Genomic DNA, 18,754 nt, shown 5'->3' with positions numbered 1-18,754 from the left:
CCCTTTCAGGTCAGATCAAACCTTCTTGTACAGCTGACTGCCTTCCTTCTTGAACCGCTCGGCCTGTTCCGCCAGGCCTTGGGCGACGTCCACGTCGACCGCGTCGATCCGCTGGTTGGCCGCGTATTCGCGGACTTCCTGAGTGATCTTCATCGAGCAGAATTTCGGCCCGCACATCGAACAGAAGTGCGCGACCTTGGCCGAATCCTTCGGCAGGGTTTCATCGTGATACGAACGCGCGGTGTCCGGATCGAGGCCGAGGTTGAACTGGTCTTCCCAACGGAATTCGAAACGCGCCTTGCTCAAGGCGTTGTCGCGAATCTGTGCGCCCGGATGCCCTTTGGCCAAGTCCGCTGCGTGGGCAGCAATCTTGTACGTGATGATCCCGGTCTTCACGTCATCCTTGTTCGGCAGGCCCAAGTGTTCCTTCGGCGTCACGTAGCAAAGCATCGCGCAACCGAACCAGCCGATCATCGCCGCACCGATACCCGAGGTGATGTGATCGTAGCCCGGGGCGATGTCGGTGGTCAGCGGGCCGAGGGTGTAGAACGGCGCCTCGTCGCAGCACTCCAGCTGCTTGTCCATGTTCTCTTTGATCAACTGCATCGGCACGTGGCCCGGGCCTTCGATCATGGTTTGCACGTCGTGCTTCCAGGCTATCTTGGTCAGTTCGCCCAAGGTTTCCAGTTCGCCGAATTGCGCGGCATCGTTGGCGTCGGCAATCGACCCCGGACGCAAGCCATCGCCCAGCGAGAAGCTGACGTCATAAGCTTTCATGATTTCGCAGATCTCTTCGAAATGCGTGTAGGCGAAGTTTTCCTTGTGATGCGCCAGGCACCACTTGGCCATGATCGAACCACCACGGGAAACAATACCGGTCACGCGTTTGGCGGTCAGCGGCACGTAGCGCAGCAACACGCCGGCGTGAATGGTGAAGTAGTCGACGCCCTGCTCGGCCTGCTCGATCAGCGTGTCGCGGAACAGCTCCCAGGTCAGGTCTTCGGCCGCGCCGCCGACTTTTTCCAGCGCCTGATAGATCGGCACCGTGCCGATCGGCACCGGCGAGTTGCGGATGATCCACTCGCGGGTTTCGTGAATGTGCTTGCCGGTAGACAAGTCCATGATGTTGTCCGCGCCCCAGCGAATGCCCCAGGTCAGTTTCGCCACTTCTTCTTCGATGGACGAACCCAAGGCACTGTTGCCGATGTTGCCGTTGATCTTCACCAGGAAGTTACGGCCGATGATCATCGGTTCCAGTTCGGTGTGGTTGATGTTGGCCGGGATGATTGCGCGGCCACGGGCGATCTCTTCACGGACAAATTCGGGGGTGATGATTTTCGGCACACTGGCGCCGAAGCTGTGGCCCGGGTGTTGCTGATCCAGCAGACCGGCGGCGCGGGCCACCTCAAGTTTCATGTTTTCGCGGATGGCAACGAATTCCATCTCGGGCGTGATGATGCCCTGACGCGCGTAGTGCATCTGCGTGACATTGCCACCGGCCTTGGCGCGGCGCGGGTTGTTCACGTGGGCAAAGCGCAGTTTGGTCAGTTCCGGATCGGCGAGGCGCTCGCGACCGAAGTTGGAACTCAGGCCCGCCAGGCGCTCGGTGTCGCCACGGTCATCGATCCACGCCGAACGCACATCGGCCAGACCTTTGCGCACGTCGATCACCACGTTCGGATCGGTGTACGGGCCAGAGGTGTCGTAGACGGTCACCGGCGCGTTGATTTCGCCGCCGAAGTCGGTCGGGGTCACATCGAGGGTGATTTCGCGCATCGGCACGAGGATGTCCGGGCGCGAGCCCTGAACGTAGACTTTTTGCGAACGGGTGAACGGTTTGACCGATTGCTCGTCGACCTTGGCCGAGTCACTCAGGTTGATCGCGTTTTTTGATTTTGTCGTCATCACGGGCTCTCCAGACAGCATCCAGGCAGTGGATTGTCGGAGCAGAACCTGAAAGGCACGGACGCACCAGGACCGGTGCTGTGCATCGTCGTCGAGCGTTCGATTGTCGAACAATTTCCCGGACGAAGCACAAGAGGACTCGCCGGGTGACGAGAAATCTTGTTCCCTACGCAGGCGCTAACCTGATCAGGTTCAACGGGATCCGAAATTATTCGATCTCAGCCTCATAGCAAGGCACCCCGACAAGAACCCGGCCAGTCTAGACACAACCGGCAAAGAACGCCAACACCGCAGCAAACACCATGATGAATGGCATAAATACAGGGGCTTGGCCGATTGTTGTGAGGCAAATGCGCAACTACACTCGCTTTGCCCCGCCACGCCTTGACGCTGTGGGGCCTGCGCCTTAACGTTGGCGCCCGGATTACTTCCATAATATTAATGCTAGGGATCGCCTCATGCTGCGCAAACTCTCACTGGCTGTTGCCGTGTCTTGTGCGTCCAACGCAATGGCCTGGGCAGCAGAAGCGCCCTTGTCGACCAAAACCGATCTGGTCAGCGTCTATCAGGAGGCGGTCGACAACAACGCCGATCTGGCCGCAGCCCGCGCTCAGTACGGCGCACAGAAAGAAGTGGTGCCGCAGGCGCGTGCCGGGCTGCTACCGAATTTGTCCGGCGGTGCCGAAGTGGCCAATGTGCGGACGTCGATCGATCAGCCTTCGGCCACGGCCAATCGCAGTGCTCACTCGTATCAGGCGACCCTGGCTCAGCCGTTGTTCCGCGCCGATCGCTGGTTCCAGTACCAGGCCGCCAAAGACGTCAATGAGCAAGCCGCGCTGCAACTGTCGGCGACCGAGCAGAACCTGATCCTGCAATCGGCCGAGAGCTATTTCAACGTGCTGCGCAGCCAGGACAACCTCGCGTCGACCAAGGCCGAAGAAGCGGCGTTCAAGCGCCAGCTCGACCAATCCAACGAACGCTTCGACGTCGGCCTGTCGGACAAGACTGACGTGCTGCAATCGCAAGCCAGTTACGACACCGCACGGGCCAACCGCATCGTTGCGCAACGCCAGGTCGACGATGCATTCGAAGCGCTGATCACCCTGACCAACCGTCAGTACAACTCGATCCAAGGCATCGTCCACACGCTGCCGATCCTGCCACCGGCGCCGAACGATGCGAAATCCTGGGTCGACACGGCGGCGCGGCAGAACCTCAATCTGCTCGCCAGCAACTACGCGGTCAGCTCTGCCGAGCAAACGCTCAAGCAACGCAAGGCCGGCCACTTGCCGACCCTCGATGCCGTGGCCAAATACGAAAAGGGTGACAACGACGCCCTCGGCTTTTCCAACCCGAACGCTTTTGGCGTGCCGTACCGTGACAACGTCGAGCAGAGCACGGTCGGTCTGCAACTGAATATCCCGATCTACAGCGGCGGACTGACCAGCTCGCAAGTGCGTCAGTCGTATGAGCAACTGAATCAGAGCGAACAACAGCGCGAATCGCTGCGTCGACAGATCGTCGAAAACACCCGCAACCTGCACCGCGCAGTGAACACCGATGTCGAGCAAGTGCAGGCGCGCCGCCAGTCGATCATCTCCAACCAGAGCGCGGTGGAAGCCACGGAAATCGGTTATCAGGTCGGCACGCGCAACATCGTTGACGTGCTCGACGCGCAGCGGCAGCTGTACACCTCGGTGCGCAACTACAACAACACGCGTTATGACTACATCCTCGACAACCTGCGTCTGAAGCAGGCGGCGGGAACGCTGAATCCGGGTGATCTGGAAGATCTGCGGCGCTATCTGAAGGCTGACTACAACCCGGACAAGGATTTCCTCCCGCCGGATCTGGCCAAGGCTGCCGAGGCGCAGCTAAAAGCCCGGCCCTAAGCCTTAAAAGCAAAAGATCGCAGCCTTCGGCAGCTCCTACAGGAAACGTATTCCAATGTGGGAGCTGCCGAAGGCTGCGATCTTTTTGCTTTACTTGATCAGTCGGCCCAGACCATCCAGCAAACGCTGCAACGCGCCCTGGTTGCGGCGCATCACCGCCAGCCCGGCGTCGGCCATACGCTGCGCATCGCGCGGCAATTCGAACAAGCGCTGTACTTCCACCGCCAGCCCTTCGGCATCATCCACTTCCGCCAACGCCCCGGCTTCACGCAATTGCGCAGCAATGTCGAGAAAGTTGAACAGGTGCGGGCCGCTGATCACTGGTTTCGCCAAGGCTGCCGGCTCCAGCAGATTGTGCCCACCGTTGGCGACCAGGCTGCCGCCGACAAACGCGCTGTCCGCCAGTGCGTAGAGAAACAGCAATTCGCCCATGGTGTCGCCGAGCAGCACCGACGTCTGCGCATCGACATTGGCCCCGGTCGAACGCCGCACCGTGGCAAAACCTTCGCGCTGGCACAGTTCGAACACCGAGTTGAAACGTTCCGGGTGACGCGGCACCAAAATCAGCAGCGCATCCGGGTGATTAGCCAGCAAACGACGGTGGGCATCGAGCACCACTTCATCTTCGCCTTCGTGGGTACTGGCGGCGATCCACACTGGACGCTCCAGCGCCTGCCATTGGCCACGCAGTTCAGCGGCGCGTTGCAGCAGTTGCGGGTCGATGGTCAGGTCGAACTTGATCGAACCGGTGACTTCGACTCTCTCCGCACGCGCGCCGAGATTACGGAAGCGCTGGGCTTCAGCTTCGGTCTGTACGGCGAACAAACTCATTTCGGCGAGCATCGGCGCGGTCAGCTTGCTGAAGCGGCCATAGCCGCGCGCCGAACGCTCGGACAAACGTCCATTGGCCAGCGCCACCGGAATACCGCGTTTGGCGCACTGATGAATGTGATTGGGCCACAGCTCGGTTTCCATGATCACCGCAAGCTTGGGCTGAGCGCGATCAAGAAACCGCGCCGCCGCACACGGTAAGTCATACGGCAGATAGCAATGCTGAATGCGCGGTTCATTGGCGAACAGCGCCTGAATCCGCTCCGAACCGGTCGGCGTCATGCAGGTCACGGTGATCGGAAGCGTCGGATAACGTTGCAGCAAGGCGCGGATCATCGGCGCCGCTGCAATGCTTTCGCCCACCGACACCGCGTGCACCCAGATGCCGCCGGGTTGCAGCGTCGGCATGCCGTAGGAGAAACGTTCGCCAATCCGCCGGGCATACGCCGGTGCCTTGCGCGCACGCAGCCATAGCCGAATCGCCACCAATGGCAGCCCCAGGTAAAACAGCGCGGTGTACAGAGTTCTATTCATGGCGGCGGAGTTTATCGACTTTTTTCGCCGATCGCCCGCAAGTGCACGGCAAAACGTTCGGCCAGCCAACGCGCGGCCGGGCCGAGCGGTTCGTCACGGCGCCAGACCAGTTCGACCACCAGCGCCGGCGGCGTCCATTCGCTGTCGAGTTCGACCATCAAGCCCTGATAGGCCGAGTACTGCACCACATGCCGGGGCAACCAGGCCCAGCCGAGATCACGCACCAGCCATTCGGACATGACGTAGAAACTGTCGGCACGCCACACTTGCGGGCTGGCGGGTTCGTTGCCGGGATAGACACTGGTTTGCGTCGACATCAGCAACTGTCGGTGTTGCGCCAGTTGCTGGCAGGTCACGTAAGACTGCTTCGCCAGCGGATGATTGATGCCGCAGACGGTGACCATTTCCACGCTGCCGAGCACGCGGCGCTCCAGCGCTTCGGGGATTTCATCGTGATAGAACAGCAGACCGAGATCGGCCCGGCGCTCGACCAGTTTGTGTGCGACTTCGCCTTGGGCGGCGCTGGTCAGTTGCACTTCAAGGCTGGGGAATTGCTCGGCCAGTTCACCGAAACTTTCCACCAATGCCTGATAGGGCATCGCCTCGTCCTGGGCCACGCGCAGTTGCGCTTCCTGGCCACGCATCATCGCCATCGCCCGGCCATTCAGACGCTCGCATTGACGCAGGACTTCCCGAGCCTCTTCCAACAACGCTTCGCCCGCCTCGGTGAGCGTTGGCTGGCGGCCGCTGCTACGCTCGAACAGGCTGACGCCCAAATCCTCTTCGAGCATGGCAATCGCGCTACTGATCGCCGACTGCGCTTTGCGCTGCTGGCGGGCCACTGCCGAAAACGAACGCTGCTCGGCAACGCCGATAAACACCCGCAGTTGATCGAGATTCCATTGCATGCTGACTCACCAACCCATCTTGTTAACAGATAGGTAATGACTTTACCCCATCTGGCGAATCTCTAGAATGCGGCTCAGCCAACAACGTTTCACCTTGAGGATTTGAACCATGAACGCCTACGCTTACCTGGCCATTGCCATCTGCGCCGAAGTGATCGCCACCGTGTCGATGAAAGCCGTCAAAGGCATCAGCACGCCGCTGCCGTTGGTGCTGGTTATCGTCGGTTACGCGATTGCGTTCTGGATGCTGACGCTGGTGGTGCGCACCGTTCCGGTCGGCGTGGCCTATGCGGTGTGGGCCGGGATGGGCATCGTGATGGTCAGCGTCGCGGCGCTGTTTATCTACGGGCAAAAACTGGATATCCCGGCGATGCTCGGGATGGCGTTGATCGTGCTGGGCGTCGTCGTGATCCAGTTGTTCTCGAAAACTGCCGGCCACTAAAGACAAAACACATCCCCCTGTAGGAGTGAGCCTGCTCGCGATAGCGATCTGTCATTCAACATTTATGTCGTCTGATAGACCGCTATCGCGAGCAGGCTCACTCCTAGAGGTTTGCATTCCCTCTGTTGATCATCGACAAATCCGCCCCTTTCCCGAGTCTGTATACTGCGCCCTCGTCTTGAACACTGAGGTCGCTGCATGCCATCCGTTATTTCCACCGACGTTCTGATTGTCGGCGCTGGTGTCGCCGGCCTCTGGCTGAATGCGCGTCTGCGCCGTCAGGGTTTTTCGACCGTGCTGGTGGAAAGCGCCAGCCTCGGCGGCGGGCAGAGTGTGAAGTCCCAGGGCATCATCCACGGCGGCGCCAAATACGCGTTGCACGGTGCATTGACCGGTGCCTCGGAAGCCATCGCCGACATGCCGCGCCGCTGGCGTGAAGCGTTGGCCGGCAATGGCGAACTGGATCTGTCCGGTGTGCGCCTGTTGTCCGAGGCTCACTATCTATGGTCGCCCGGCACCCTCGCCGGCAACCTCACCAGTTTCTTCGCCAGCAAAGCCGTGCGCGGCCGGGTCGATCAGGTCAAGGGCGAGCAACTGCCGCCGGCCCTGCAAGACAAACGCTTCAAGGGCAAGGTTTACCGCCTCGCCGAACTGGTGGTCGACGTGCCGAGCCTGATTCAGCGTCTGGCCGATCTGGCCGGCGATGGTCTGCTCGCCGGGCAAACCATCGAGCCGCTGCTGGAAGCGGGCGTGCTGGTCGGCTTGAAAGTCGACGGGCGCGAGATCCGCGCCCAGCGCATCGTCCTTAGCGCCGGCGCCGGCACCGCGCAACTGCTCGAACACCTCGGTCTCAGCCAGCCGGCCATGCAACGCCGACCATTGCACATGATCATCGCCAAAGGCCCAGGCCTCAAACCGCTGTACGCGCACTGCCTGGGTGGCGGCACCAAACCGCGCATCACCGTGACCACCCACCCGGCCGCTGACGGTCAGTGGGTCTGGTACATGGGCGGCGACATCGCCGAAAGCGAAGGTGTGAATCGCGAACCGGCCGAGCAGATCGCCACCGCGCAGAAAGAGATCGCACAGTTGTTGCCGTGGATCGACCTCAGCACCACACAATGGGCGACCCTGCGTGTCGACCGTGCCGAGCCACTGCAAACCGGTCTCACGCGCCCGGACAACGCGTTCCTCGCCGAACAGGGCCGTTTGCTGGTCGGCTGGCCGACCAAACTGGCGTTGGCGCCAGACTTTGCTGACCGAGTCATCGCCTCCCTTGAGCGCGACGGCATTCAGCCGCAAGCCGCCGAACCTTTGCCGGCGCTGCCAAAACCCCCAATGGGCGTTCCCGCCTGGGAGCAGTTGCTGCCATGACTATCGCCACCCTGCACAACCTTCATCGCCCCTTGGGCAGCACCGGCCTGATGGTTTCGCCACTGGGTCTGGGCACGGTCAAACTCGGCCGCGATCAAGGCGTGAAATACCCCAACGGTTTTCAGATTCCCGGCGACGACGAAGCACGCATGCTGCTGCGTCAGGCGCGGGAATTGGGCATCAACCTGATCGACACCGCCCCGGCTTATGGCCGCAGCGAAGAACGCCTCGGCCCGCTGCTACGCGGCCAGCGGCAAGACTGGGTAATTGTCAGCAAGGTCGGCGAAGAATTCGCCGATGGTCTGTCGCAGCACGATTTCAGTGCAGCACACACACGGATGTCGGTGGAACGCAGCCTGCAACGTCTTGAAACCGATTTTATCGACCTGGTGCTGGTGCATTCCGACGGCAGCGACATGGCCATCCTCGAGCACGAAGAGGTGTACGCCACACTCGCGGCGCTCAAGGCCGAAGGCAAGATTCGCGGCTTCGGCTTCTCCGGCAAAACCGTCGAAGGTGGCTTGAAAGCACTGGAGCAAGGCGACTGCGCGATGGTCACCTACAATCTGAACGAACAAAACGAGAAAGCTGTCATTGACTATGCTGCTGCCCACGGCAAAGCCATTCTGGTGAAAAAAGCCTTGGCCAGCGGTCATGTTTGCCTGAGCCCCGGCGTCGATCCGGTGCGCGCCAGTTTCGAGTTGCTGTTCGCGCAGCCTGGCGTGGCCAGTGCTATTGTCGGCACGATCAATCCGCTGCACCTCGCCCACAACGTTGCGACCGTTGCCCAGGTCCTACGTGGTCACTGACGCCGCCTCGCGGCCTTAAGCAGGAGCCGATATGCCGCGCACGCTCATCAGAAAGAACCCAAGCAACTTCAAGACCCTGCCGCTGTTCGTCGAAGCCACCCCCGAAGGCCTGACCTATCAGAGCGTCGGCATGCCGCTGAACTTCGCGCAGACCTTGCAGCGGCGCAAACCGGTGAGCGTGGCCGATACCGAGCGCTTCTCGCTGGAACTGGCCAACCTCGGCGTTTCGGTACGCCTGACCCTGCATTGGCAGAATCGCGACTATTGGGTGCTGGTGCGCCAGCGCCGACAGGATCGTGGCGACGTCGTGCTCAAATTGATTTCCGGCTACGTGCCGGCCCACGAATTGAATATTCCGCTGCACACCGCCATTCAGGAAATTGCCGAAGAGTGTTTGCTCGAGACGCCAGAAGGCTGGCTCGGCGGACGCTTCAACGACACCTGGCTGCCGGCGCCCTACTCGGCGGCGTTGCACTACCGCGAGGCTTTGCCGTTTCGCCTGACGCCATTGTCCGGCTCGGCGCGCCCCATACGCAGCGCCAATCTGCAATTGCTCGAACGGCCTCGGGCCTACGTGCACCTGCCGACCGCTTCATTGCAATTGATCTACGATCTGCGCCTGGATGTGCCCAAGGAAGCAAAATCCTTGAGCCTGTTCCACGTTGACGAGCGTCTTGAAGGTGATCAACTGGTGGCCCGACTCGACCGCAAGCGCCCCGACCTGTACTTGATGCCACTCAAGGACGGCGCGCCACTGGCCGAGTTGTACACGCTCAAGCGCGACAAACTCATACCGGCCAGCACCCGAGGTCTGTATCTGGCCGAGAGCTTTGCCACCCAAACCGGCTGGGTCGTGCGCGAGGAGCGGATACGCTGGAAGGACTGGTTGGTGCAACAGGGCCTGCAACCGGCGAAAGCCCCGCGTCAGGGTCTCAAGCAGCTGAGTATCAAGGCGCTGCGATTAGTCGGGCTGGGTAAAAAAACCGCCAAATAGCGGTTTAGCGCCGGCGATCCCACCAGGTGCGCAACCCGGCGAAGAAATGGAAGTAGCGGTTTTCGCGCTTGCCCATGCCGCGCTTGGGCGAAAACGATTCTTCGGCAAAGGCACCGGTAATGCGCACCCGTGATGCCTGGGTCGGCAGCGTGCAGATTTTGGCATCGACCTGCTGCAGGGCATATTTGAGCAAGCGCTCGGAATGCAGCTTTCGGCCTGTCGCCTTGCAGAAATCGAAAATGCGCTCGATCCGCTTGCCGTACGCGACGTATGTATCGCGCCCGCAAATCGCAAACCGGTCGTTCAAGCCGCCCCACCACTGCCAGTCCGGAATATAAGCGTTGTGCTTGCGCACCTCAGGATGAGCGAAGACATAGCGTGGCAATGCGTTGTGAAAGAAATTGTCGGGGCGCACAAACACCACGAAATCCGGATTGAAGGATTCGATCATGGTGGTCACGGTGTGCAGCGAATTGAGCTGATAGATCAGATTGCGCAGCGACGCATAGTCATCAGCCCAGGTATCGCCCTGCGCTTTGACCTGCTCGAAATCCCAGCGCTCCAGCACCCCCTCGGTCGAGGTCAGCGTGCCGGTCATGGATTCGAAGGGCTGGTAATTATCCGCCGTCAGCTCGCCTTTCTCGCCGGAACGCGAGTTCTGCACCTCATCGATCTTGTACAGGTGGTAGAAGCACTTTACGTCGCTGCCCGCAGGCAACTGCGCCAGCACGTTCTGTTCGATGGAGGGGAAACAGATCGGCGAATTCCTCGGGATCCCGAAAAAAGCCACGGCAATTTTCAACACTCAACAGCACCTTTTGAAAGTAGATCGGGCCTGCTGGCAACCGGATTCACGACGTGACTTACTTTTGCCGAAACAGCTTTTGCCACCAGCGCCGGGGCTGCAATGGCACCACGATGATGTCCGACTTCTGCAGCCAGTCACGCTCGTAATCCCACGCATGGCCACCCCACAGCTTTCCTGCTTCGTTGGAAAACCCGAGGGTCATGAGCTGATAGCTATAACCGGCGTGACCGCGCAACCAGTCGAACAGCACCAGCGTGTTGAAGCCGGTGGAAGGGCCGACATAGCGCTTGCCGCCCGGCCGATCGACCGGGTAGTTCCACAGCGGCGGCAGTGGAATGCGATCCCAGTACATGGCCACACGTGGCAGTGGACACATCGGTGCGGCGCAGCCCACCAGCATGCTGAAACAGCGCTCGCTCGCTTGTTCGAACATCCGCTGTACCGGCGGTGCGTAAGGCAGACCAAAAAAATACGCGTCGGGCGCGTTGTAGCCATGCACGAAGACATTGACACTGTGCTCGTTGAGCAGCGCTGCCTTGATGCAGGTATTGAAGCTGACGACGACGTCATCGACGCCAATGTTCAGCGCCTGAAAATCTGCCGCCGTGATCGCCGGATTGTTGGCAATCAAAACGACCCGGGGCGCGCGGCTCAGACAGTCGAGAAATTCTGTGGGCAAAGCCCCCGGAACGGACTGGTCACCACCGGGCAGCGCATCCAGCGCCATGTGTTCGCCGGGTTGCGACGATTGATGATCCTTCATTCAGGCTGGCACCTTCATCCCGTAACGCAGTTTCACCCAGAACTTTGTGAACGCCGAAGGCGGCTGCCATGGGCGCATCTCACGCTGGATTTCCGTGGCCAGTGCCTGACCGACACGGGCGAAGGAATAGCGGCTTTGCGCGAACTCCTGGCCGTTGCGGGCAATGCGCTCTGCCAGTTCCGGATCGCTTTGCAGCAGCTTGATCTTTTCCACCGCTTCTTCTTCGCTGCGGTAGAACACGGTGTTGTGCATGTCTTCAAAACCGAGCAAGCGGTCTTCTTCGCCCTGACTCCAGGCCAGCAGCACACAGCCGCAGGCCATGGCTTCATAGTTCTTGATCATGAACTCGTTCATGCCGATGTCGGCACTGACGAAAATCCTGATGCGATTGAGCGTCTGCAGGTACTCCTCACCCGACTTGGTGCGGGTCACCAGCATCCCGGTGCGCTTGGAGAGCGACTCGAGCATGGCTTTGCGTTCGGCATACTCGGTGCTTTTCAGGCTGCCAAGAAAGCCGATCGGAATGTCCCGCTCAACGCCGGTGTTGTGCAGCATCTGCTCGTCATAGCCTTTGGAGACGAACACCGTGTCGATGCCTTCGGCGAGCATCTTGCGCGCGACCACGGCACCGGACACCAGCGCCCGACAACTTGGCAGACGACGATAGAGCCGTGAATACACGCCCCGATATTTACTCGCCGGCATGTAGTTCTGGTAGGCATCGTGCTCGAGAAACACCAGCCCGGGAATGCACTTGAGCACCTGCAGTTGCGTGGCCAGACGCTTGACCCGGGAGAAAATCACCACGCGATCAAAGGTCTGGTAATCGACCGAGGCCAGAAACGACCCCAGATTCAACTGCTGCTGTTTGCTCAAACGATAGATGAAACATTCATCACAGTTCTGCTGCACGATGTCGTAGAGCCGGTCGAGAATGACCCGCTGCTCGTCCATCACCAGGAGCATGACTTTCATAAGTTAATTGACCACGCGACGTAGGCAGGCAAGCGCATCGGATTCAAAGCTGCCTACATCAACGGAAACGGTAAAATCCCCAAGGCAAAATCCGTTCACACGCAGTACACAACGGTAAAAATTCATCTGATCAACGACTGCGGATCTTCTCGACAATCGCAGTTGTCGAGCTGTTTTCCACAAGTCCCAAGACCTTCACGGTACCGCCGTAAGCGCTGACGATATCAGCCCCGACCACCTGATCGATGCCGTAATCGCCGCCCTTGACCAGCACGTCCGGTTTGACCTCGCGCAGCAGGTTTTCCGGGGTGCCTTCAGGGAAACTGATCACCCAGTCCACCGCGCCGAGGCCGGCGAGAACCGCCATGCGTCGATCAACGCTGTTGATCGGACGGCCCGGGCCTTTGAGGCGGCTGACCGAAGCATCATCGTTGACCGCGACAATCAGGCGATCGCCCTGTGCTCGTGCCTGTTCCAGATAGGTGACATGCCCGGCATGCAGGATGTCGAAGCAGCCGTTGGTGAAAACGATCCTTTCGTTGTGCGCGCGGGCATCGGCCACGGCGAGCAGCAACTGCTCAAGACCCAGCACACCACGCTCGGAACCTTCTTCACGCTGGATGGCGCGACGCAGTTCCGGCGCACTGATGGCGGCCGTACCGAGTTTGCCAACCACGATGCCGGCGGCCAGGTTGGCCAGCGCGACAGCGTGGGGCAAGTCTTCACCGGCGGCAATCGCTGCAGCCAGGGTGGAGATCACCGTGTCACCGGCACCGGTGACGTCGAACACTTCACGGGCACGCGCCGGCAGATGCAGCGCCGGCTGATCCGGACGCAACAGCGTCATGCCATGCTCGCCGCGCGTTACCAGCAGCGCGCCGAGTTCGAGGTCGTGCATCAGGGCGGCGCCCTTGCTCACCAGCTCATGCTCGTCGACACAACCGCCGACGATGGCTTCGAATTCGCTGAGGTTCGGGGTAATCAGGCTGGCGCCACGATAGATCGAGAAATCCTTGCCTTTCGGGTCGGCCAGCACCGGAATGTTCTTCGCGCGGGCGGCCTGGATCAGCGCCTGATGGTTTTTCAGCGCGCCTTTGCCGTAGTCGGAAAGTACCAGCACCTTGATGCCTTCGAGCAGGTCGTCGACCTGCGAACCAAGGGCCAGCGCGTCGGTGGCGAACGGTTCTTCAAAGTCGATACGCAGCAGTTGCTGGTGCCGGCTCATGACCCGCAGCTTGACGATGGTTGGCTGGTGCGCAATGCGCTGGAACAGAGCGCGTACGCCCGCGCCTTTGAGACTGTTGCTCAGGCTGTCGGCGGCTTCGTCGTCGCCGGTCACACCGACCAGCGACGCCGGCGCACCCAGCGCGGCAATGTTCAAGGCAACGTTCGCGGCGCCACCCGGACGGTCTTCGATCTGCTCGACCTTAACGACCGGCACCGGCGCCTCAGGGGAAATCCGTGAGGTTCCGCCATGCCAGTAACGGTCGAGCATGACATCGCCGACTACCAAGACCGGGGCTTGATCGAAACGCGGCATGGACAACTTCATGGAGCAACCCACATACAAAATGAACAGGGGCGCGATATTAACACAGGGTAAAGCGCCGTCCGCCTCAATCTGAAAGGTCGCGTACCCAGAACAATTCGTGACGCCGGACCGCTTTGCGGAAAAACTCGTTACTGCCTGTGTCAGGCCAGCGGCGACCCGCCAGACCTTGCTGGATCCAGCGGCGCAATTGCCGCTTGAACGCCTGCCCCCCCTGCAGATCGTGCTCCATGGCCAGGGCCATGGCTTTGTCCAGTTGCACATCCGCTGACAACAGCGGGCTCCACAGCCGGTCAGCCGGCAACGGTTCGATGGCTGGCGGCAGCGCAATCCCCGCACCGGCAGGCCCCATCGGCCAGCGATCGTTGTCGTGCAGGTGATTGGCGTACATCAGCAGGGTGGCCGGTTTCCAGCTACTCAGCGCGATAGCCTGAAGCAGCGCTTGGGTAGACGCTACATGATCACTGTGGGGATCGAGTTCAGGATGGGGCGTCACCACCACTTCTGGACGATAGTGCTCAAGCAGGGCCTTCAGGTCGCCCAGCAGATTTTGCCAGGTCGGCTGCCCATCGATGTCGGCGGGCAGGGTCAACGGATTGTGCCGGCGCACGCTGCGTACATCGTTTTCCTGCGACTCACGGGAGCCGAACGCCTTCGCAGGCGCTTCGGCCATCGAGGGCAGTTGCAGGCAGTAATAACCCAATTGCACACAGCGATCGGCAGGCACGCCCCCCCACAGCGGGATCACCAGACTGTCCCAACTGCGCAAACGACCCTTCAAACGTGCGGCGGCTGCTTGATCAAGGCCCAGACGCTGAAAGTCTTCAGCTTCGATCTCACCCTGGGTCAGGGTGACAATACTGACGTCTTCGCATCGGCTGTACAGGCCGAATGCGGCAAGTTCCGCATCATCGGCATGGGGCGCAATGACCATCACCCGCTGGCGGGAATACTCAGGATTGGCCATGACCCATAACACGCCCGTCGCAGCGGGTACGCAATATCGGCCACGCAGCGCCAGAGTACCTTGCGCCAGCGCATCGGCCTGACCGGACAGATTAAGGAAACGCCGCCCTTTGACGCCACGCTCGAAGTCCTGGCGATCATCACCCACCTCAACGCAGGGATCGAGCCAGCGCCCCAGCCATGTGGATTTCACTTTCAGCTCGAGCACCAGCGTCTCGCCCTGCGCCAGCGGCTCGCTCAGGCGCACCACGCCGCCCTCAAGGCTCACGGCCTGCCGCGCGGTTTGCGCCGGAAAGTCATAGTGATAGTCGTCAGCAGGCCGGTAGAACAAATGGTCGGCAAACCAGGCCTCGTGTGCGACCCAGGCCAGCGCCAGCAACAACGGCACCAGCCACCACGCAACCAGCCATCCGATCAGCAACAACCCCACCAGAAAGGCAATCAGGAACAGACGCTTGTTGCGCCGATGGGCCTTGAGAAGCTGTTGCTTGCGAGCGCTCATGAAATCAGACCTTGTAGACCGGCACCGTGTGGCACCAGCGATCCTTGTATTCACGGTCGGCGCGACCGAATGAATAACGCAAAGGCTTGCCCAGCGCTTGCGCGTGCGCCCAGGCCTCTTGGGTGTTGACGAAACTCAGCACACTGCCGGGACTGAACTCGCGACTCTGCGGGTCAACGCCACCGTTGATGTATTCCAGCGAAACCCATTGCGGGGCCTCGACGCGGTACAGCACCTGAATGGCCACGGGCGCCGAATCGAGCATCGCCACGGAACCGGTCATGAATTCGCGCAGCAAGGTAAAGACTTCAACCAGCCCGGCCTTGCCCGGCACCTCGAAGCCCCAGCGACGCTGGAACAAATCGCCATAAGCGGCAGCCTGTTCCTGCGGGGTAAAGTCGGACATCGGCACCAGCGATCCGCCCGCCTCTTCCAGCAGGCGCTGTTCGCGACGCTGGTTGTAGCGAAACTTCTTCGAATATTCTTCCGGCAACCGGGCCAGGGCCAAGCCCTCGGGCTGCGGCTTCAACGTGCTGATCTGCTCGGCATTGAGCTGCGATACATAAGCCATGCGCTGGCGCACCGGCACGCTGATATCTGGCGCGATCGGCAGAATGATTTCTGCATTGCCCATGTCCAGCAAGCCACGCTTGCCCTCGCGCTTGAGCACTTCCTTGGACAAGGCGACATGCCGGCCCCAGCAGGGGATGGCGGCCAGCACCTCACCGCCAACGATCCAGCCCAGGTAACGCAATTCGATGCCTAGAAATGTCGACAAGCGCTCGACGACTTCGGGATGCGTGGCAAAGCTGCCGCCGAAATGCTGCCAGGCCTGGGCGTAGCTGTCGCGATCGATTTCAGTCCAGCCACGCTCGCGAAAGCTGCGAAACATTTTCAGCATACGTTGGTCACGTGCGCCGGTTGTGGCTCGTCACCCTCTTCGAACTCTTTGGCGTGCAGACGGGCGTAATAGCCGTTTTGCTCGAGCAATTGCGCGTGAGAGCCGCGTTCAACGATGCGCCCTTCATCCATGACCAGAATCAGGTCGGCTTTCTCGATGGTGCTCAAACGGTGGGCGATCACCAGGGTCGTGCGGTTTTTCACCACATGATCCAGTGCCGCCTGAATATGCCGCTCCGACTCGGTGTCGAGCGCGGAAGTGGCCTCGTCAAGAATCAGCAGCGGTGCATCCTTGAGCAGCGCCCGGGCAATGGCAATGCGCTGACGCTGGCCACCGGAGAGCAGCACGCCGTTTTCGCCAACCATGGTTTCGTAACCCTGCGGCATCTTGATGATGAACTCATCAGCATAGGCTTCGGTGGCCGCGCGCTTGACCTCATCGAACGGTGCGCCAGCCAGATCGCCGTAAGCGATGTTGTTGGTCACCGTATCGTTGAACAGCGTGACCTGCTGGGTCACCAGAGCAATCTGCCGACGCAGGCTGCGCAGGGTGAAATCCTGCACCTGCACGCCATCAAGCAGGATCTGGCCCTGGGCATGATCATGCTGGTAAAAGCGCGGAATCAGGCTGGCCAGGGTCGACTTGCCACTGCCCGAACGTCCCACCAAAGCGACCATTTGCCCCGGCTCGACGACGAAGCTGATGTCGTTGAGTACCGGTTTTTCGGTATCGGGATAGTGGAAGCTGAGGTTACGCACTTCCAGACGGCCTTCGAGACGATCCTGCTCGACTGTACCCTGATCCACTTCCGCCGGCTCATCCAGTTGCTCGAAAATACTTTCGGCACCGGCGACGCCCTTCTGGATAGTCGAACTGACTTCCGACAATTGACGAATCGGTTTAGGCAACAGACCGGCCATGGTGATGTAGGCCACCAGATCGCCCGGCGATGCGTCGCCGCGAAGGTACAGTACGAGGAACATCACCACGGCCATGGCGCTGTACGTCACCAGTTGCAACATCGGCGTATAAACGGCGCCGGTCTTGGTCATCGTCAACTGCTTGTCGGTGTTGCTCTGGCTGGCATCACGAAAGCGATCCTTTTCGTACTGCTCGCCGCCGAAGCTGCGCACAACGCGGTAGCCATGAATGGTCTCGGACGCGACGTGCGTGACGTTACCCATCGAGACCTGGATCTTCTTGCTCTGCTTGCGGAATTTCTTGCTGGTGCTGTTCACCATCAAACCGATCAACGGCAGGATGGCGACCATCACCAGAGTAAGCTTCCAGTTCATCCACAACAGCGTGCAGAACAGGAAAATCACGGTCATGCCTTCACGGATGACGACTTTGATCGCATCCGTTGCCGCACCGGTGACCATCGTCACGTTGAAGGTGATCCGGGAAATCAGGTGACCGGAATTGTTCTTGTCGAAGAAGCGATTGGGCAACTCCAGCAATTTGTTGAACAGCACCACCCGCAGGTCATGCACCAGGCCCAGAGAAACCCGCGCCAGGAAGAAGTTGCCCAGGTACGAGCCCACCCCCTGCCACAGCGCGATGAACACAATCATCAGCGGCACGGACTCGAGCAGCTGCAGCTTGCCCAGATACGGGTTGCCCGGAAACAGACTGGCTTCAGGATTGGCCAGACCGTCGACAAAGTATTTGAGGATGTAGGCGAGCATCGGTTGAGTCGATGCGAAGATCAGAAACCCGACGATGCTGAGAAGGAAAAGGCCGGCGTAAGGCCGCACGTAAGCCAAAAGGCGGAAATAGATCGCCAGCGTGGACTGGGCTTTCGGTTCAGGACTGCTCATGGTGATCCGCGCAATTCAGTGAGGCGGCGATGATATCACACGCGTTTTTGCCCCGATAAACATGACTTCAAGCCAGCCTTCGACCAAGTCGGTTAAGATACCCCGCTAATGATGGGGAGCCGGACATGCAAGCGATTGATCACAGCACTTACGAGGCACTGCGCAAAGGTGCACACGTATTGGAGGCCGACGGTTCCGGCGACAAGGTGCTCAGATTGGCCGATGGACGCATGCTCAAACTGTTCCGCCGCAAGCGGCTGCTCAGTTCGGCGCTGTTCTACCCCTATGCACAACGCTTTGCCGACAACACCCGGGCACTCGAACAACGCGGCATTCTCTGCCCGAAAGTGATCGCGGTGTATCGCATCCCGAGCATCGAACGTGACTGCGTGTATTACAGCCCGCTGCAAGGCAATACGGTGCGTCAGTTACAAAGCACTGGCGAAGAGGCTGACTCACTGCGATTCCAGCTGGGCGGGTACTTCGCACTGCTGCACGAAAAAGGTGTGTACTTTCGATCGCTGCACTTCGGCAATGTCGTGCTCACCCCGGACAGCCATTTGGGCCTGATCGATATCGCCGACCTGCGCTGCCAGAAGCGCGCGCTCAGCGACAGCAAACGCCTGCGCAACTTCGCGCACTTGCTGCGCTACAAGGAAGACCGCCAATGGCTGCTCGGCGATGACGCCGGCGACGCGTTTATCGAAGGTTACCGGCAGGCCTTGCCGAGCAATCGACAAGCGCCGCTGATCTCACGCCTGCGTCCGCTGCTCGGTTAATC

General features: G+C 60.3%; 16 protein-coding genes and 1 riboswitch. Of the genes, 6 read left to right on the top strand and 10 right to left on the bottom strand.

Annotated elements, in window-relative coordinates:
* Nucleotides 1-15: 15 nt before the first annotated feature.
* Nucleotides 16-1,905 (bottom strand): phosphomethylpyrimidine synthase ThiC, encoded by a 1,890-nt coding sequence (gene thiC, locus VY732_RS02435; protein WP_077570562.1) that lies wholly within the window; start codon nt 1,903-1,905, stop codon nt 16-18.
* Nucleotides 1,906-2,051: 146 nt separating this feature from the next.
* A riboswitch (TPP riboswitch) is annotated at nt 2,052-2,157 on the bottom strand.
* A 206-nt stretch (nt 2,158-2,363) separates the two neighbouring features.
* On the opposite strand from thiC, the gene VY732_RS02430 reads away from it, so the two are divergent.
* The gene (locus VY732_RS02430) at nt 2,364-3,797 is read left to right on the top strand and encodes a TolC family outer membrane protein (protein ID WP_038360286.1); all 1,434 of its coding nucleotides are present in this window, start codon (nt 2,364-2,366) and stop codon (nt 3,795-3,797) included.
* 90 nt (nt 3,798-3,887) lie between these two features.
* On the opposite strand, the gene waaA is transcribed toward VY732_RS02430, so the two are convergent.
* Both waaA and VY732_RS02420 read right to left on the bottom strand, forming a co-directional pair.
* Nucleotides 3,888-5,162 (bottom strand): lipid IV(A) 3-deoxy-D-manno-octulosonic acid transferase, encoded by a 1,275-nt coding sequence (waaA, locus tag VY732_RS02425; protein ID WP_331693704.1) that lies wholly within the window; start codon nt 5,160-5,162, stop codon nt 3,888-3,890.
* Between the two features lie 11 nt (nt 5,163-5,173).
* Nucleotides 5,174-6,070 (bottom strand): LysR family transcriptional regulator, encoded by an 897-nt coding sequence (locus tag VY732_RS02420; protein WP_116032011.1) that lies wholly within the window; start codon nt 6,068-6,070, stop codon nt 5,174-5,176.
* A gap of 109 nt (nt 6,071-6,179) precedes the next feature.
* Here VY732_RS02420 and VY732_RS02415 point away from each other — a divergent pair, with 109 nt between their 5' ends.
* From VY732_RS02415 to VY732_RS02400, 4 genes are all read left to right on the top strand, one after another.
* On the top strand, nt 6,180-6,512 hold the full coding sequence (locus VY732_RS02415; protein ID WP_007915730.1) for a DMT family transporter: 333 nt from the start codon (nt 6,180-6,182) through the stop codon (nt 6,510-6,512).
* Nucleotides 6,513-6,710: 198 nt separating this feature from the next.
* Nucleotides 6,711-7,886 carry an NAD(P)/FAD-dependent oxidoreductase gene (locus VY732_RS02410; RefSeq protein ID WP_077570556.1) on the top strand — a complete coding sequence of 392 codons (1,176 nt, stop codon included), beginning with the start codon at nt 6,711-6,713 and terminating at the stop codon, nt 7,884-7,886.
* Nucleotides 7,883-8,695, top strand: coding sequence for an aldo/keto reductase (locus tag VY732_RS02405; protein ID WP_331693702.1), 813 nt, complete (start codon nt 7,883-7,885; stop codon nt 8,693-8,695). The genes VY732_RS02410 and VY732_RS02405 overlap by 4 nt, the downstream gene beginning before the upstream one ends.
* Before the next feature lie 31 nt (nt 8,696-8,726).
* Nucleotides 8,727-9,689, top strand: coding sequence for a metal ABC transporter ATPase (locus tag VY732_RS02400; protein WP_077570552.1), 963 nt, complete (start codon nt 8,727-8,729; stop codon nt 9,687-9,689).
* A gap of 4 nt (nt 9,690-9,693) precedes the next feature.
* Here VY732_RS02400 and VY732_RS02395 read toward each other — a convergent pair whose 3' ends face one another.
* The 7 genes from VY732_RS02395 to msbA all read right to left on the bottom strand — a co-directional run bounded on the left by VY732_RS02395 (nt 9,694) and on the right by msbA (nt 17,973).
* Nucleotides 9,694-10,494 (bottom strand): hypothetical protein, encoded by an 801-nt coding sequence (locus VY732_RS02395; protein WP_137219298.1) that lies wholly within the window; start codon nt 10,492-10,494, stop codon nt 9,694-9,696.
* A gap of 58 nt (nt 10,495-10,552) precedes the next feature.
* Nucleotides 10,553-11,260, bottom strand: a complete 708-nt coding sequence (locus VY732_RS02390; RefSeq protein ID WP_331693699.1) for a hypothetical protein — start codon at nt 11,258-11,260, stop codon at nt 10,553-10,555.
* A complete protein-coding gene (locus VY732_RS02385; protein WP_077570545.1) occupies nt 11,261-12,235 on the bottom strand; it encodes a glycosyltransferase family protein in 975 nt (324 codons plus the stop codon).
* A 130-nt stretch (nt 12,236-12,365) separates the two neighbouring features.
* Complete coding sequence (gene hldE, locus VY732_RS02380; protein WP_038360264.1) at nt 12,366-13,787, bottom strand: bifunctional D-glycero-beta-D-manno-heptose-7-phosphate kinase/D-glycero-beta-D-manno-heptose 1-phosphate adenylyltransferase HldE; 1,422 nt, start codon at nt 13,785-13,787, stop codon at nt 12,366-12,368.
* A gap of 64 nt (nt 13,788-13,851) precedes the next feature.
* Nucleotides 13,852-15,252: a PIG-L deacetylase family protein gene (locus VY732_RS02375; protein ID WP_212620535.1), complete on the bottom strand. Its 1,401-nt coding sequence runs from the start codon at nt 15,250-15,252 to the stop codon at nt 13,852-13,854.
* A gap of 4 nt (nt 15,253-15,256) precedes the next feature.
* Nucleotides 15,257-16,153, bottom strand: a complete 897-nt coding sequence (locus tag VY732_RS02370) for a GNAT family N-acetyltransferase (protein WP_116032040.1) — start codon at nt 16,151-16,153, stop codon at nt 15,257-15,259.
* On the bottom strand, nt 16,147-17,973 hold the full coding sequence (gene msbA / locus VY732_RS02365) for a lipid A export permease/ATP-binding protein MsbA (protein ID WP_077570537.1): 1,827 nt from the start codon (nt 17,971-17,973) through the stop codon (nt 16,147-16,149). Before msbA ends, VY732_RS02370 begins: the two co-directional genes overlap by 7 nt.
* Before the next feature lie 125 nt (nt 17,974-18,098).
* On the opposite strand from msbA, the gene VY732_RS02360 reads away from it, so the two are divergent.
* Nucleotides 18,099-18,752: a toluene tolerance protein gene (locus VY732_RS02360; protein ID WP_077570535.1), complete on the top strand. Its 654-nt coding sequence runs from the start codon at nt 18,099-18,101 to the stop codon at nt 18,750-18,752.
* Nucleotides 18,753-18,754 lie beyond the last annotated feature (2 nt).

This window comes from Pseudomonas sp. ZY71, from assembly GCF_036542145.1.
Taxonomy (GTDB): Bacteria; Pseudomonadota; Gammaproteobacteria; order Pseudomonadales; family Pseudomonadaceae; genus Aquipseudomonas; species Aquipseudomonas koreensis_A.
This window is presented reverse-complemented; position numbering and strand designations above follow the sequence as displayed.

Excerpts from the sequence above, each read along its gene's own strand:
- thiC (WP_077570562.1), bottom strand. The coding sequence starts at position 1,905 with ATGACGACAAAATCAAAAAACGCGATCAACCTGAGTGACTCGGCCAAG.
- VY732_RS02430 (WP_038360286.1), top strand. The coding sequence starts at position 2,364 with ATGCTGCGCAAACTCTCACTGGCTGTTGCCGTGTCTTGTGCGTCCAAC.
- waaA (WP_331693704.1), bottom strand. The coding sequence starts at position 5,162 with ATGAATAGAACTCTGTACACCGCGCTGTTTTACCTGGGGCTGCCATTG.
- VY732_RS02420 (WP_116032011.1), bottom strand. The coding sequence starts at position 6,070 with ATGCAATGGAATCTCGATCAACTGCGGGTGTTTATCGGCGTTGCCGAG.
- VY732_RS02415 (WP_007915730.1), top strand. The coding sequence starts at position 6,180 with ATGAACGCCTACGCTTACCTGGCCATTGCCATCTGCGCCGAAGTGATC.
- VY732_RS02410 (WP_077570556.1), top strand. The coding sequence starts at position 6,711 with ATGCCATCCGTTATTTCCACCGACGTTCTGATTGTCGGCGCTGGTGTC.
- VY732_RS02405 (WP_331693702.1), top strand. The coding sequence starts at position 7,883 with ATGACTATCGCCACCCTGCACAACCTTCATCGCCCCTTGGGCAGCACC.
- VY732_RS02400 (WP_077570552.1), top strand. The coding sequence starts at position 8,727 with ATGCCGCGCACGCTCATCAGAAAGAACCCAAGCAACTTCAAGACCCTG.
- VY732_RS02390 (WP_331693699.1), bottom strand. The coding sequence starts at position 11,260 with ATGAAGGATCATCAATCGTCGCAACCCGGCGAACACATGGCGCTGGAT.
- VY732_RS02385 (WP_077570545.1), bottom strand. The coding sequence starts at position 12,235 with ATGAAAGTCATGCTCCTGGTGATGGACGAGCAGCGGGTCATTCTCGAC.
- hldE (WP_038360264.1), bottom strand. The coding sequence starts at position 13,787 with ATGAAGTTGTCCATGCCGCGTTTCGATCAAGCCCCGGTCTTGGTAGTC.
- VY732_RS02375 (WP_212620535.1), bottom strand. The coding sequence starts at position 15,252 with ATGAGCGCTCGCAAGCAACAGCTTCTCAAGGCCCATCGGCGCAACAAG.
- VY732_RS02370 (WP_116032040.1), bottom strand. The coding sequence starts at position 16,153 with ATGCTGAAAATGTTTCGCAGCTTTCGCGAGCGTGGCTGGACTGAAATC.
- msbA (WP_077570537.1), bottom strand. The coding sequence starts at position 17,973 with ATGAGCAGTCCTGAACCGAAAGCCCAGTCCACGCTGGCGATCTATTTC.
- VY732_RS02360 (WP_077570535.1), top strand. The coding sequence starts at position 18,099 with ATGCAAGCGATTGATCACAGCACTTACGAGGCACTGCGCAAAGGTGCA.